The following is a 14,629-nucleotide window of genomic DNA, read 5'->3' as shown; positions in this document are numbered from 1 at the left end:
ACTTACCTCGCTAACAAATCGTAGATGCGCGTGATGTTTTTTAAGAAAGTCACAACGACAATCTTATCACCGACTTCAAAGACATCCTCACCAGTTGGATAAATGGTTCTACCGTTACGGATGATGGCAGCGATAAGAATATTTTCTTTAAATTTAAGAGAAGATAAGCTCTTACCTGCCATTTTGTTATTTTCACGAATTTCAAATTGCAGCGTTTCGATACGACCATTTGCGACGTGGTGCATGGCATCAAGGTTTGAGTCTTGGGCATTTACACGACCACGAATGAAGTGCATCATGCTATCAACGGCAATACTTTTTGGTGTGATGATACTTGAGAATTGACTTGGGTCGATAATTTCAAGCAAACTTGTGCGGTTAACTTTAGTGATATTTTTGGGAACACCAAGCGTTTCAAGGAACATTGATGTGATGATGTTTTCTTCATCCACACCAGTCAAAGTAGCTACTGCATCAAAGTTTTCAACACATTCTTCCAAAAGTACACTCTTAGCTGTACCATCTCCTTGTACCACGTGGACATTAGGAAATTCTTGACTGAACATTTCTGCTTGTTCTGGATTATTTTCAATAATCTTAAGATTAATTTTGGTATTTTTAAGAATATTGAGCAGATAGTAAGCGATACGTCCAGCACCAATAATCATCATATTTTTGATGTATTTTGGTTTCATAGAATTGTGGAAGAGAATCATATCGATTCGATTTCCTGTGACAAAGATTTTATCGCCTGTTTGCAAAGTGGCATCGCCATCTGGAATGATTAGTTTGCCACGGCGTTCAATCGCACAGATAACAAGATTTCCAAATTTTTTACGGAATTGGCTAAGACTCATGTGGCAAAGCTTACTGCCGTCAGAAATCATAAATTCCATCAGCATCACGCGACCATTGACAAAGTGTTCAACAGAAAGAGCGTTTGGAAAATCAACTGAGTTGGCGATATAACGCGCTGTAAGCAACTCTGGGTTGACAACCAAAGAAAATCCAAGGAAATTTTTGTCCTTAAAATAAGAGTTAGAGTATTCTGGGTTACGAACACGAACGACCGTTTCTTTAGCTCCCATTTGTTTAGCTAGAACGGCTGAAATCATATTGACTTCGTCTTTGTCAGTCAGTGCAATAAAGATATCACAATTAGCAACATCTGCTTGCTCAAGAATTTTGAAATTAGCTCCATTACCGACAATCCCCATGATATCATGGCGTTTAGTAATATTTTTTAAAACAGCTTCTTTTTCTTCGATTAAGATAACGTCATGTTTTTCTTCAACAAGTGAGCGACAAAGTGCGGTACCAACCTTACCTCCGCCGACAACAATTATTTTCATTTTAACCTCCAAAATGTAACGTATATATATTACTCTATTTTTCTTAAAAATACTAGCCGTATCAACTGATAATAAAGGATTTTGCCTATTATATCAAAGCTGACATTGATTGTTAAAATTAGGTTACAAATTAGGAAAATGCTTGCGAAATGCAAATGAGAGAACTATAATGAGTCGTTATCTAATTTTAGGGAGAAATTTCAATGCTTGAAAAGTTACGAAATGTTTTTATTGGAAATCCCCTGGAATCAGCTGGCGAGGCAAATGAGGATCATTTGTTATCTAAATCTCAGGCTCTTGCTATGCTATCCAGCGATGCCCTTTCCTCAATTGCTTACGGTCCAGAGCAAGTTATTCTGGTTTTGACAACTATTTCAGCAGCAGCGATTTGGTGGTCACTTCCTATCGGACTTTTAGTTTTGGTACTGTTAGCAAGTTTGACAATTTCTTATCAACAAGTTATTCACGCTTACCCTAAAGGTGGCGGTGCCTACATGGTTTCTACTGAAAATTTATCGCCAAGTATGGGATTAATTGCCGGTGGTAGCTTGTTGGTTGATTACATGTTGACGGTAGCAGTTTCAGTATCATCTGGTGCGGATGCTATTACATCAGCTTTTCCAGCAATTAAACACTTTAATTTAGAGATTTCAATTGTGCTGGTTTTGATTTTGATGTTTATGAATTTGCGTGGTTTGCGTGAATCAGCTAAGTCCTTGATGATTCCAGTTTATCTGTTCATTGTAAGTATCCTGTTCTTGATTGCTTATGGTGCTTTTCAGATTTTGACAGGGCACCTAGCTTACACAGCGACTGCACATGTTGGTAAAGTTGTGCCAGGAGTTTCATTGATTCTTTTGCTGCGAGCATTTACAAGTGGTTCAGCGTCATTGACTGGGGTTGAAGCTATTTCAAATGCGGTGCCATTTTTCAAGAAACCTAAAGAAAAGAATGCAGCTGGTACACTTGCCATTATGTCACTTATTTTGGGAATAATGTTTGCGGGTATCACTTTCTTGAACTACTGGTTAGGTATTTTGCCGTCTGAACACGTAACAGTTCTTGCTCAAATCGCACAACGTATTTTTGGCAATTCACCAATTGGAAACACACTTTTCTACATTTTCCAACTATCAACAGCTTTAATCTTGGCAGTTGCTGCCAATACAGGTTTTTCAGCCTTTCCAATGTTGTCCTTTAACATGGCTAAAAATAAATACATGCCACACCTTTTCATGGAAAAAGGAGCACGACTAGGTTATTCAAATGGTATTATCACATTAGCTGTTGGTGCCATTGCTTTGCTTTGCATTTTCAATGGGTCAACAGAACGCCTTATCCCGCTTTATACGATTGGTGTGTTCATTCCATTTGCGCTATCACAGACAGGGATGGTTATTCACTGGAAACGTCAATTTGGACAAGGTTACCTCAAACATTCTATTGCTAACATTTTAGGAGCTATTATTTGTTATCTTATTATTTTGATTTTGTTAGTCTTTAGAATCGGTGAAATTTGGCCATTCTTCCCAATTATCCTTGTTTTAATGTTTCTTTTCCACTCAATCAAAAATCATTATAACAACGTTGCCATGCAGCTTCGTTTGACAGATGATGTTAAAAATATTCATTACGATGGTAATACGGTTTTGATTTTGGTTGGTAATTTGACTCAAGCAAGTATTCGTGCTATCAATTACGCTAAGAGCATTGGTCAAACAGTTGTTGCTATGCACGTTTCAACACTAGAAACACGTGAGAAAGATTTGGAAGTTGAGCGAGAGTTCAAACATTATTTCCCAGATGTTACTTTTGTGAATGTCGAGTCAAACTATCGTGACATCGTCAAACCAACTATGATGTTCGTGCAAAAGATGAATCATGAAGCTAAGAAAAATAATCACACTATGACGGTTATTATTCCGAAATTCATTCCTAAACACAGTTGGCAAAATGCTCTTCACAATCAAATGAGCTTACGCCTTCGCGCACGTCTACGTTGGAACGAAGATATTATTATTGCAACTTACTCTTACCATTTGAAAAAATAATAGATTTTTAAAGCCTTGATTTTCAGGGCTTTTTTGAATGTTGTAAAAGAAAAGGCTTACAAAGAAATTGTTTCAAAAAAACTTGAAAAAAGCCTTAAAAAACCTGACAAATTCACGTCAAATACGTTGACTTTGCATGTTAAAGTGTTATAATAATCAATAAGAATTCGTTAGTTTAAATCAAGCCTGTTATGATTTAAGTTAATGAATCGCCGCCAACCACGCTGTTTGCTGAGCTTGACTCCGGGCAGTGTGGTTTATTTTTATGTCAAAAAATGGAAAGGGAAGAGTTATGAATATCGAAGAACTCGATTACCAAGAAGAAGCTACAAAAGCTGTCAATCATGTTGTTCTTTTTCAACCACAAATTCCACAAAATACAGGAAATATTGCTAGAACTTGTGCAGCGACAAATACACCGTTACACATTATTCGTCCGATGGGATTTCCAATCGATGACCGCAAAATGAAGCGTGCAGGTCTAGATTATTGGGATAAACTTGACGTGACGTTTTATGATAGCATTGAAGAGTTTATGGAAAAATGTGACGGTCAAGTTCACTTGATTAGTAAGTTTGCAGAAAAAGTTTACTCAGATGAAAATTACAACGATGGTAAACACCATTATTTCCTTTTTGGACGTGAGGATAAAGGACTACCTGAAGCATTCATGCGTGAAAATCCAGAAAAAGCCCTTCGCATTCCGATGAATGATGAACACGTTCGTAGTTTAAACTTATCAAATACCGTTTGTATGATTGTTTACGAAGCGCTTCGTCAGCAAGCATTCCCAAATTTGGAACTAAGCCATACTTACGAACACGATAAACTAAAATAAAGCAGTCCAAGGGACTGCTTTTGGCGTATAAAAGCCCAAAATGAGGGGAGAATTGGCATAAAATCAAGCTTTTTGAGATGAAATCGTTGCAGTGCTAAACTTTTTTTGATATTCTAAGAATGTCTTCAGGGCAGGGTGAGATTCCCGACCGGCGGTGTTGCCTCTCGTCCTCTTACAAAAAAGCTTAGTTTGGTAAGAGAACGAGAGCAATTTAAAAGTCCGCGAGCTGCTTTGCAGTTGATCTGGTGAGATTCCAGAACCGACAGTATAGTCTGGATGGGAGAAGACCAAGAGTTGTGATTACTTTTAGTGAACTCATATACTCGAACGCCTTCTTTCAATTTGAGAAAATTGGAGGAACTTTTTTATGCCTGAAACTATGACTAATACGCGCAAAATAGCTCACATTGCTATCTTGTCGACGCTTTCGTTTTTGCTGATGTATTTGCAATTTCCATTGATTCCATCAGCTAGCTTCTTGCAATTTGATTTTTCAATCTTGCCAGTTCTGATTGGGCTTGTCATGATTGATTTGCAGAGCGCACTTGGTATTTTGATTTTGCGTACATTATTAAAACTTATGTTAAATAACGGTGGCGTAACGACTTTAATTGGCATGCCGATGAATGTGGTAGCCTTAGGTGTTTTCCTACTAGCGATTGCTTTTATCTGGAAACGTAAACCAAGTTTAAAAAATTACGTTTTGGCTTCGGTTGTCGGGACAGTCGGATTGACGCTTGCAATGTTAGTTTTGAACTATGTTTACGCTGTGCCGCTTTATGCAAAATTTGCTAATTTTGACATTTCAACCATTTTAGGTTTGGGAAATTATTTATTTGCAATGGTTGTCCCATTTAACTTGATTGAAGGCATTATTTTTTCAGTTGCTTTCTTCATTTTGTGGAGCTGCTTAAAACCAATTTTAAAAAATAGATAGAAAAGTTAGGAATTTTCCTAGCTTTTTTTGCTGCCACAGAATTGCCACAGATTTTGAAGGATATGGCTGGGATAAAAAATTTAACTAAGGTATAATAAGGTGTGGATAATTTTTTGAAAGGGATTAACATGAAACATAAACAAACTTATTTTACAATTGCCTCAACTATTCTTGTGATTTTTATGATGTTGGGCTACGTTGTAAAATTTTACCCTGATGCTGTTTCAGGTATTGATTCAGCGATTCAGACAAGTGTGCGTGGTGAACTACCTAAACACTTGACAACTTTCTTTAAGCTGATAACGAATTTTGGCCATGAATTTTTAGTTTTTGTTTATACATTTGTGATTGCTGCGGTGTTTTATTTCTGGAAAAACTGGAAAACGGAAGCTATTTTCTTATCAGGAAATTTGCTTTTGATGGGTGTTTTCTCAACTATCTTCAAGTACCTTTATGCTCGCCCAAGACCACTTTTAGAGTATTTGGTTAAGAAGCCAATGGGTCCATCTTTTCCAAGTTGGCACTCAGCGTCAAGCATGCTTGTAGCGCTTAGCTTGATTATTATTATTGAGCAACATCTTAGCAAAACTTTTGTGAAACGTTGTTTACAAGTTCTTCTTTTAGTTATTGCCATTACAACAGCTATTTCACGTATTTATCTTGGTGTGCACTACCCAACAGATATTTTGGGCGGTTGGTTGTTAGCAGTTGCTATCGTTGCTGCAGTTTACCCTATTTATGACCAAAAACGTTTTGAATGGCGTTTCCAAGGAAAACAAGATTAATCATCAAAAGGCGACCAAGAGGTCGTCTTTTTTAAGGTGACTAGATTTTGTCTGAGAAGTAGAAAGTGTTATAATATAATCTATGAAAAAACGTTACAATACTCTAAATGATTATTATCGCGAGCTTTTTGGAGAAAAGATTTTCAAAGTTCCTATTGATGCTGGCTTTGATTGTCCAAACCGTGATGGAACGGTAGCACATGGCGGCTGCACTTTCTGTACGGTATCAGGCTCTGGTGATGCTATCGTAGCTCCAGATGCGCCAATTCGTGATCAATTTTATAAAGAAATAGATTTCATGCACCGTAAATGGCCAGAGGTCAAAAAATATTTGGTGTATTTCCAAAATTTTACCAACACACATGATACAGTAGATGTCATTCGTGAACGTTATGAGCAAGCCATTAATGAACCTGGTGTAGTCGGCATTAACATTGGGACACGACCAGACTGTTTGCCTGATGAGACCATTGCTTATATCGCTGAATTGTCTGAGCGCATGCACGTGACGGTTGAGCTTGGTTTGCAGACAACTTATGATGAAACTTCTGAAATCATCAACCGTGGTCATAACTATGATTTGTACGTTAAAACTGTTAAACGTCTTCGCGAGCTAGCCCCAAAAGTAGAAATCGTTTCTCACTTGATTAACGGTCTTCCTGGTGAAACTCATGAAATGATGGTTGAAAATGTTAGACGTTGTGTAACGGATAATGAGATTGACGGTATTAAACTTCATTTGTTGCATTTGATGACAAGTACCAAAATGCAACGCGACTACCATGAAGGCCGTTTAAAATTGCTCAGTATGGATGAATATGTCAATATTATCTGCGACCAATTGGAAATTATTCCTAAAAATATTGTTATTCACCGTATTACTGGAGATGCTCCACGTGACATGTTGATTGGACCAATGTGGAGCCTCAAGAAATGGGAAGTTTTAAACGCCATTGACAAAGAAATGGAATGTCGTGGTTCTTATCAAGGATGTAAATTAGAGGAGGTTGAATCGTGATAAAACGTCCCTTACACTTATCACATGATTTTTTGGCTGAGGTACTAGATGATGGTGCAGTAGCTGTTGATGCAACCATGGGAAATGGCAATGACACAGCTTTTCTCGCTCAGCATGCTAAAAAAGTTTACGCTTTTGATGTGCAAGAACAAGCACTAAAAAGCACACAAGAACGCTTAGAAAAACAGGCAATTTCAAATGCGCAGTTGATTTTAGATGGGCATCAAAATCTTGATAAATACGTCAGTGAGCCAATTCGCGCAGCTATTTTCAACCTTGGCTATTTGCCAAGTGCTGATAAGACAGTCATTACAAAACCTGATACCACTTTAGTGGCTATTGAAAAAATCTTAGAACGTCTTGAAATCGGTGGTCGTCTAGCTATCATGATTTATTATGGTCACGAAGGTGGAGACATGGAAAAAGATGCTGTGCTTGATTACGTATCAGCTCTTGACCAAAAAGAGTTTGCAACCATGCTTTACAAACCTCTTAACCAAATTCACCAACCACCTTTCTTGGTTATGATTGAAAAATTACGTTAATAATAAAACCTCTATGATTAAGGTCATAGAGGTTTTTCGTTATTAAAATTCAGGTTTGATGTAAATGCGGTCATCACCGAGCGGCACGATTGAGACTTTTTGGTCATAAAAATCAGATAAAATAGTTTCAGTAAGAACTTCATTTTTAGGACCTTCGGCAATGATTTGCCCTTTTTTGAGGAGAAGAACGTGGGTAAAAGAACGTGTGATTTCTTCTGCGTGGTGAGTGACGTAGAGGATGGTTGGTGCCTTTGGAAGAGTTGTGATTTGCTCGATTTGGCGGAGTAATTTTTCACGAGCAAATAAATCAAGACCGCTGGTTGCTTCATCGAGAATTAAAATCTCAGGTTCTTCCATAAGGCTGCGAGCAATGAGAAGTAGTTGCTTTTCACCTTGTGAAAGACTGGCATAAATACGACCAAGAAGATGTTCACCGCCAATTGAGATGAGCATTTGTCTTGCCTCGTTTAGCTCTTTTTCGCCATACTCAGTGTATAAAATGCTTGATTTATATTTTCCAGTCAGGACAATTTTTTCAGCAAGCATGTGTGGAGAGAGACGTTCTGCGATAAATGAACCGACAATACCGATTTTGGTACGCATGTTGCTAATATCAGTCCCACCAAATTTATTTCCCAGCACCTCAACACTGCCTTGACTTGTCCAGTATTCTGCTGTGATAAGTTTTAGAAGTGATGTTTTACCAGACCCGTTGAGCCCTAAGATTGCCCAATGTTCCCCTTTGTTGACCTTCCAAGTAATGTCCTTGAGAAGGGTTTTATTTTGTCGTGATAGCGTAACATTTTCCAATGTAATTTGAGCCATAAGTGACCTCCGAGATGTGTTTGATAGTTATTATATCATTTTTAGAAAATTCAGACAAATATCCGTTAAAAAGATTTGAATCATTAAACTAAAAGTTAGTAAAACTTTACTAAAACTTATTGACTTATTTTATGAAAACGTTTACTATAAAACTGTAATGAAAAACAAGTTACTTTTAGAAGGAGATTTTTATGGATACTAAATCAAATGCAGTTTCAAAGAAACAGGCTGCAACATCACGAATCTCATATGCTTTTGGGGCATTTGGTCATGATATTTTCTATGCAACCTTGTCAACATATTTCATCACCTTTATTACCTCACATTTATTTAACACAGGTGATGCGGCACAAAATAATCGCATGGTTTTATACATCACTCAGATTATTGCAGGTTTGCGTATTGTCGAATTGGTTATCGACCCATTTATCGGAAATATGATTGATAATACCAAAACTCGTTGGGGTAAATTTAAACCTTGGGTAGTTGCTGGTGGTACAATCAGTTCAATTGCTTTGTTGATTTTGTTTACAGACATGGGAGGTCTTAACAAGACAAATCCAGTTCTTTACTTGATTATCTTTGCATTTATCTACATTACAATGGATATTTTCTATTCGTTTAAAGATATTGGTTTTTGGTCAATGGTTCCTGCTTTGTCATTTAGTTCAGAAGAACGTGAAAAAACAGCAACCTTTGCTCGTATCGGATCAACTATTGGTGGTAACATTGTCGGTGTTGTCATCATGCCGATTGTACTTTTCTTCTCACTAAATCGTAATGGTGGTGCTGGTGATAATCGTGGTTGGTTCTGGTTTGCTTTCATCGTAGCTTTGCTCGGTGTTTTGACTGTTCTAGCCGTTGCATTTGGAACACACGAAATTGAGTCAGATCTTCGTAAAAATACTGAAAAGACTGGTTTTAAAGACGTTCTTAAAGTTTTGACTAAAAACGATCAATTGATGGCAATTTCATTGTCATATGTCTTGTACACTACAGGTGTCAGCATTTTAAATGCTTCTGAATTGTATTATTTCACTTATATCTTGGGACATGCTGCCCAATTCTCAATCCTTGGTACAATTAACACGGTTGTTGGTTTGTTGTCAGTATCACTTTTCCCTAAATTAGCTGGAAAATTGAACCGACGTAATCTATTCTTTGCATGTATCGCTGTTATGCTTTGTGGTATTGGTTTGTTCTCAGTAGCTGGAACTTCACTTGCTCTTGTCTTGGTCGCTGCTGAATTGTTCTTTATTCCACAACCACTTGTCTTCCTAGTTGTTTTGATGATTATCACAGACTGTGTTGAATACGGTCAATGGAAACTTGGTCACCGTGACGAAGCTTTGACATTGTCAGTTCGTCCTTTGCTTGATAAATTTGGTGGTGCTATTTCAAACCTTGTTATTGGTGCTGCAGCGGTTGCTGCTGGTATGACAACAGGTGCGACAGCTGATTCAATCACAAAAGCAGGTGCCATGTCATTCAAACTTCACGTATTTGCTTTACCATTTGCTTTGATTATTCTAAGTAGTGTTGTCTTTTTCTTCCGTGTTAAATTAACTGAAGAAAAGCACGCTGAAATCGTCGAAGAACTTGAACGCACTTGGGGTCACGAATATGTTGATGATGAAGTTGAAACAGATGGTGGCTTGACTATTTCTGCACCGATTGCCGGTGAACTTCTTGACTTGTCACAAGTAGCTGATCCAGTATTTGCTAGTGAAGGTCTTGGTAAAGGATTTGCCATTAAGCCAAGCGATGGTTGTGTTTACGCACCGTTTGATGCTATGGTTCGTCAAGTCTTTACGACACGTCACGCTGTTGGTTTGGTTTCTGAAGATGGTATTGTTCTATTGATTCACATTGGTCTTGGTACTGTCAAATTAAAAGGTACAGGCTTTGTATCATATGTGGTCGAAGGAGAACGTGTTAAAAAAGGTGATAAATTAATTGAATTCTGGGACCCAGTTATTCAAAAAGCTGGTCTTGATGATACTGTTATTATTACCGTTACAAACACTCATGCTTTTGAAGCATTTAATATGCAAGCAAAAGCTGGAGAAACTGTTAAAGCAGGTGACAATGTGCTTACTTTGCATTAAGAATAAATTGTTTCAAAACAAAGCTCAGTTTTAAACTGGGCTTTTTTAATAGTAGAAAGTGATTGTATTTGTTTAGTACTTTAATTAGAAAATGTGCTATAATGAAGTCACTGTATTAAGAATTGTATGTAGGTTTTTTGCCTATTTTTTATAGAAGAGGAGTAAGATTTATATGGAAGACCCGAGTCAGAATTTAGTTTTTCAATTTGTATTATTGTTAATTTTGACTTTGCTTAATGCCTTTTTCTCAGCATCTGAGATGGCACTTGTTTCTTTAAATCGTTCACGTGTTGAACAAAAAGCAGAAGAAGGTGACAAGAAGTTTATTCGACTTCTTTCTGTTTTAGAAAAACCTAATAACTTTTTATCAACCATCCAAGTTGGGATTACATTTATCAGTCTATTGCAAGGGGCTAGTTTGTCAGCTTCATTAGGCAGTGTTATTGCTTCATGGTTTGGTAATTTTGCTTGGGCACAGACTGCGGGAAGCATCATTTCTCTTGTCTTTTTGACTTATATTTCGATTGTTCTTGGTGAGCTTTATCCAAAACGTATCGCGATGAACCTCAAAGAAAATCTTGCCGTCATTTCTGCTCCGATTATTATTTTTATTGGAAAAATTGTTAGTCCATTTGTATGGTTGCTTTCAGCTTCAACGAACTTTTTATCACGCATTACGCCGATGACATTTGATGATGCTGATGAAAAAATGACGCGTGATGAAATTGAATACATGTTGTCAAATAGTGAAGAAACGCTTGATGCAGAAGAAATTGAAATGCTACAAGGTGTCTTCTCACTGGATGAATTAATGGCGCGTGAGGTCATGGTTCCTCGTACAGATGCCTTCATGATTGACATTAACGATGATACGCAAGAAAATATTCAAGATATTTTGAAAAATCATTTCTCACGTATTCCAGTCTATGATGATGACAAAGATAAAATCATCGGTGTTCTTCACACAAAACGTCTGCTTGCTGCTGGTTTTCGTGATGGCTTTGACAATATTGTCTTGCGCAAAATTTTACAAGAACCTTTGTTTGTTCCTGAAACAATTTTTGTGGATGATTTGTTGCGTCAGTTGCGAAATACTCAAAATCAGATGGCAATTTTGCTAGACGAATACGGAGGCGTTGCAGGGATTGTAACTCTTGAAGACCTTCTTGAAGAAATTGTCGGTGAGATTGATGATGAAACAGATAAAACAGAACAATTTGTTCGAGAGATTGGTGAACACACTTACATCGTTTTAGGTACGATGACTTTGAATGATTTCAATGATTACTTTGACCTTGATTTGGACAGTGACGATGTTGATACAATCGCTGGATTTTATTTGACAGGTGTCGGAAATATTCCGAGCCAAGATAGTCGTGAAACGTTTGAAGTTGAGTCAAAAGATAAGCACATCGCTTTGACGAATGACAAAGTCAAAGATGGTCGTGTGACAAAACTAAAAGTCGTTTTTTCTGATATAGAACAGAATAATGAAGAAGACTAAGTTTGACTTAGTCTTTTTTCTTTGGAAAATGGTATAATGAAAATTAGAAAAACGGTTACAAAGGATGATAGAAAATGGCTGAAATTGATTACGGAAAAGTGACTGGAATAGTTCATTCAACAGAAAGTTTTGGTTCTGTTGATGGTCCAGGCGTTCGCTTTGTCATTTTTATGCAAGGCTGCAAAATGCGTTGCCAATACTGCCACAACCCTGATACTTGGGCATTAGAAAGCAATAAATCACGAGTAAGAACAGTTGATGATGTTTTAGCAGAAGCACTTCGCTACAAACATTTCTGGGGTGAAAATGGTGGTATCACTGTCTCAGGTGGTGAAGCCATGTTACAAATTGATTTTGTGACTGCTCTCTTTACCAAAGCTAAGGAGTTAGGCATTCACTGTACGCTAGATACTTGTGGGTTTACTTTCCGTGATACACCAGAATATCACGAGATTGTTGACAAGTTATTAGCTGTTACAGATTTGGTGCTTTTGGATTTGAAAGAAATCAATCCAAAACAACACATTGTTGTTACACGTCAACCAAACACAAATATTCTAGCTTTTGCTCGCTATTTGTCTGATAAGAAAATTCCAGTTTGGATTCGTCATGTTTTGGTTCCTGGTTTAACTGATTTTGATGAGGATTTGATTGAGCTTGGAAAATTTGTAGAGACACTTGAAAATGTTGATAAGTTTGAAATTCTTCCTTACCACACTTTGGGCGAATTTAAATGGCATGAATTAGGAATTCCTTACAGCCTTGAAGGAGTTAAACCACCGACGAAAGAACGTGTTCAAAATGCTAAAGAGCTTATGCACACAGAGTCTTACACAGAGTACATGAAACGTATTCATCATTAGTCCTTGTGACTATTGACATTGACTTGAATCTTTGATAAGCTCTATCACAAGGTGGACACTATGAACAGTTACAAAATTTTAAAATTTGATGATAAATTTGTGTACTTAACACAGGATGGAAAAATCAAGAAATTAGCGCGTGAGTTATTTGATTTTGACATTACACTGGGTGATAAGGTTGATTATATTCAAGATGGTGATATTGTTTTAGTGATGCCAAGCCAAGGCGAAGTAGATTTTTCAAGCGATAAATCTGTTAAGTCAGGGCTTTTACAAGGCATTCTTAACCTTTTCTTGGAAACACTGTCCATCCATAATAATGACTTAGGCAATCTTAAGAAGATATTTTCGCAATTGCTTGTGACGCTATTTATGGCGTGGAGTTTGCTTGGTGTAGTTGTTATTGAGCTTTTGCTCTTGTTAGAATCACTGATTACTTTTGTTTGGCGTTTGCTTGTAAAAGGTATTAAACGTTTGCACATTGTGGATAACAGCCGAAAATTTATGGCTTATCGTAAGCAGCAAGAAGCTATCCGCAATCAGGAAAATCGTGAGGAAGAAGAGCGTCTTTTGCGTCTTGCATTAGAACATGAAAAAGCTACGCATAAAGAAGTTTCTACAAATGAATCAGAGGTAGAAAAAACAATCTCTGATGACAACCATTCTGAACAAGATTAAAAAATATCAAAAGCATTTTCACTGGCGAGTAAGTCGATTGGCTAGTGAAGATGCTTTTTTGTTTGATATTACCTTAAAACCAGCTGCCAGCTTTGCTATCTATCTTAAATTTTGCTAAAATAAGAAGTAAATAATTATTATGAGGTAAAAAACATGTCTAAAATTTTAGTTTTTGGTCACCAAAATCCAGACTCTGATGCACTTGGTTCATCAATTGCATACGCACACTTGAAACGTGAACTTGGTATGGATGCTGAAGCTGTTGCTCTTGGAACTCCAAATGAAGAAACAACTTTTGCATTGAACTATTTTGGTGTCGAAGCACCACGTGTTGTTGAATCAGCAAAAGCAGAAGGTGCTGACCAAGTTATTTTGACAGACCACAACGAATTCCAACAATCAATCTCTGATATTCGTGACGTTGAAGTTATCGAAGTAATTGACCACCACCGTGTTTCTAACTTTGAAACTGCTAACCCACTTTACATGCGTTTGGAACCAGTTGGTTCAGCTTCATCAATCGTTTACCGTCTTTACAAAGAAAATGGTGTAGCTCTTCCTAAAGAAATGGCTGGTTTGCTATTGTCTGGTTTGATTTCAGATACTCTTCTTCTTAAATCACCAACAACTCACGCAACTGACCCAGCTGTAGCTGCTGAATTGGCAGAAATCGCAGGTGTTAACCTTGAAGAATACGGTTTGGCATTGCTTAAAGCTGGTACAAACTTGGCAACAAAATCTGCTGAAGAATTGATTGACATCGATGCAAAATCATTCGAACTTAACGGAAACCAAGTTCGTGTTGCACAAGTTAACACAGTTGATATCAACGAAGTTCTTGAACGTCAAGCAGAAATCGAAGCTGCAATGACAGCTGCTATCCAAGCTAACGGATACTCTGATTTTGTTCTTATGATTACTGATATCCTTAACTCAAACTCTGAAATCTTGGCACTTGGTGCTAACATGGATAAAGTTGAGGCAGCATTCAACTTCAAACTTGAAAACAACCACGCATTCCTTGCAGGTGCTGTTTCACGTAAAAAACAAGTTGTTCCACAATTGACAGAAAGCTTCAACGCTTAATCAAAAGTGATAGGATAACAAAAGGGCGATGCAAGTCGC

General features: G+C 37.3%; 13 protein-coding genes and 1 riboswitch. Of the genes, 11 read left to right on the top strand and 2 right to left on the bottom strand.

Annotated features, from left to right (window positions below; genetic code table 11):
• Positions 1-2 precede the first annotated feature (2 nt).
• Positions 3-1,352: a Trk system potassium transporter TrkA gene (gene trkA, locus ACN0NP_RS02690; RefSeq protein WP_021142979.1), complete on the bottom strand. Its 1,350-nt coding sequence runs from the start codon at positions 1,350-1,352 to the stop codon at positions 3-5.
• Between the two features lie 203 nt (positions 1,353-1,555).
• Between trkA and ACN0NP_RS02685 the strand changes: the two genes are divergently transcribed.
• From ACN0NP_RS02685 to ACN0NP_RS02660, 6 genes are all read left to right on the top strand, one after another.
• A complete protein-coding gene (locus tag ACN0NP_RS02685) occupies positions 1,556-3,403 on the top strand; it encodes an APC family permease (RefSeq protein WP_024343646.1) in 1,848 nt (615 codons plus the stop codon).
• A gap of 292 nt (positions 3,404-3,695) precedes the next feature.
• Entirely contained in the window at positions 3,696-4,241 is a 546-nt protein-coding gene (locus tag ACN0NP_RS02680) for a tRNA (cytidine(34)-2'-O)-methyltransferase (RefSeq protein ID WP_021142977.1), read from the top strand.
• 117 nt (positions 4,242-4,358) lie between these two features.
• Positions 4,359-4,533: riboswitch (FMN riboswitch) on the top strand.
• Positions 4,534-4,620: 87 nt separating this feature from the next.
• A complete protein-coding gene (locus ACN0NP_RS02675; RefSeq protein ID WP_423217668.1) occupies positions 4,621-5,178 on the top strand; it encodes an ECF transporter S component in 558 nt (185 codons plus the stop codon).
• Positions 5,179-5,306: 128 nt separating this feature from the next.
• Positions 5,307-5,963, top strand: coding sequence for a phosphatase PAP2 family protein (locus ACN0NP_RS02670; protein WP_423217513.1), 657 nt, complete (start codon positions 5,307-5,309; stop codon positions 5,961-5,963).
• Positions 5,964-6,045: 82 nt separating this feature from the next.
• Positions 6,046-6,981, top strand: coding sequence for a TIGR01212 family radical SAM protein (locus tag ACN0NP_RS02665; RefSeq protein WP_423217512.1), 936 nt, complete (start codon positions 6,046-6,048; stop codon positions 6,979-6,981).
• Positions 6,978-7,526 carry a tRNA (mnm(5)s(2)U34)-methyltransferase gene (locus ACN0NP_RS02660; RefSeq protein ID WP_004232983.1) on the top strand — a complete coding sequence of 183 codons (549 nt, stop codon included), beginning with the start codon at positions 6,978-6,980 and terminating at the stop codon, positions 7,524-7,526. Before ACN0NP_RS02665 ends, ACN0NP_RS02660 begins: the two co-directional genes overlap by 4 nt.
• Positions 7,527-7,568: 42 nt before the next feature.
• Here the strand turns inward: ACN0NP_RS02660 and ACN0NP_RS02655 are convergent, their stop codons facing one another.
• Positions 7,569-8,351 carry an ABC transporter ATP-binding protein gene (locus ACN0NP_RS02655; RefSeq protein ID WP_039691547.1) on the bottom strand — a complete coding sequence of 261 codons (783 nt, stop codon included), beginning with the start codon at positions 8,349-8,351 and terminating at the stop codon, positions 7,569-7,571.
• Positions 8,352-8,542: 191 nt separating this feature from the next.
• Between ACN0NP_RS02655 and ACN0NP_RS02650 the strand changes: the two genes are divergently transcribed.
• The 5 genes from ACN0NP_RS02650 (at position 8,543) to ACN0NP_RS02630 (ending at position 14,590) form a co-directional block, all read left to right on the top strand.
• Positions 8,543-10,459 carry a glycoside-pentoside-hexuronide (GPH):cation symporter gene (locus tag ACN0NP_RS02650; protein ID WP_423217511.1) on the top strand — a complete coding sequence of 639 codons (1,917 nt, stop codon included), beginning with the start codon at positions 8,543-8,545 and terminating at the stop codon, positions 10,457-10,459.
• A gap of 172 nt (positions 10,460-10,631) precedes the next feature.
• Positions 10,632-11,963: a hemolysin family protein gene (locus tag ACN0NP_RS02645; protein ID WP_021142968.1), complete on the top strand. Its 1,332-nt coding sequence runs from the start codon at positions 10,632-10,634 to the stop codon at positions 11,961-11,963.
• 74 nt (positions 11,964-12,037) lie between these two features.
• Positions 12,038-12,826 carry a pyruvate formate-lyase-activating protein gene (gene pflA / locus ACN0NP_RS02640; RefSeq protein WP_423217510.1) on the top strand — a complete coding sequence of 263 codons (789 nt, stop codon included), beginning with the start codon at positions 12,038-12,040 and terminating at the stop codon, positions 12,824-12,826.
• A gap of 60 nt (positions 12,827-12,886) precedes the next feature.
• Positions 12,887-13,504 (top strand): hypothetical protein, encoded by a 618-nt coding sequence (locus tag ACN0NP_RS02635; protein ID WP_033153185.1) that lies wholly within the window; start codon positions 12,887-12,889, stop codon positions 13,502-13,504.
• Positions 13,505-13,657: 153 nt separating this feature from the next.
• Positions 13,658-14,590, top strand: coding sequence for a manganese-dependent inorganic pyrophosphatase (locus ACN0NP_RS02630; RefSeq protein ID WP_033153184.1), 933 nt, complete (start codon positions 13,658-13,660; stop codon positions 14,588-14,590).
• The last annotated feature ends 39 nt before the right edge of the window (positions 14,591-14,629 follow it).

This window comes from Streptococcus equinus, assembly GCF_049393805.1.
GTDB lineage: Bacteria > Bacillota > Bacilli > Lactobacillales > Streptococcaceae > Streptococcus > Streptococcus equinus.
The sequence above is the reverse complement of the archived record's forward strand: the minus strand, read 5'-3'. Positions and strand labels throughout refer to the sequence as shown.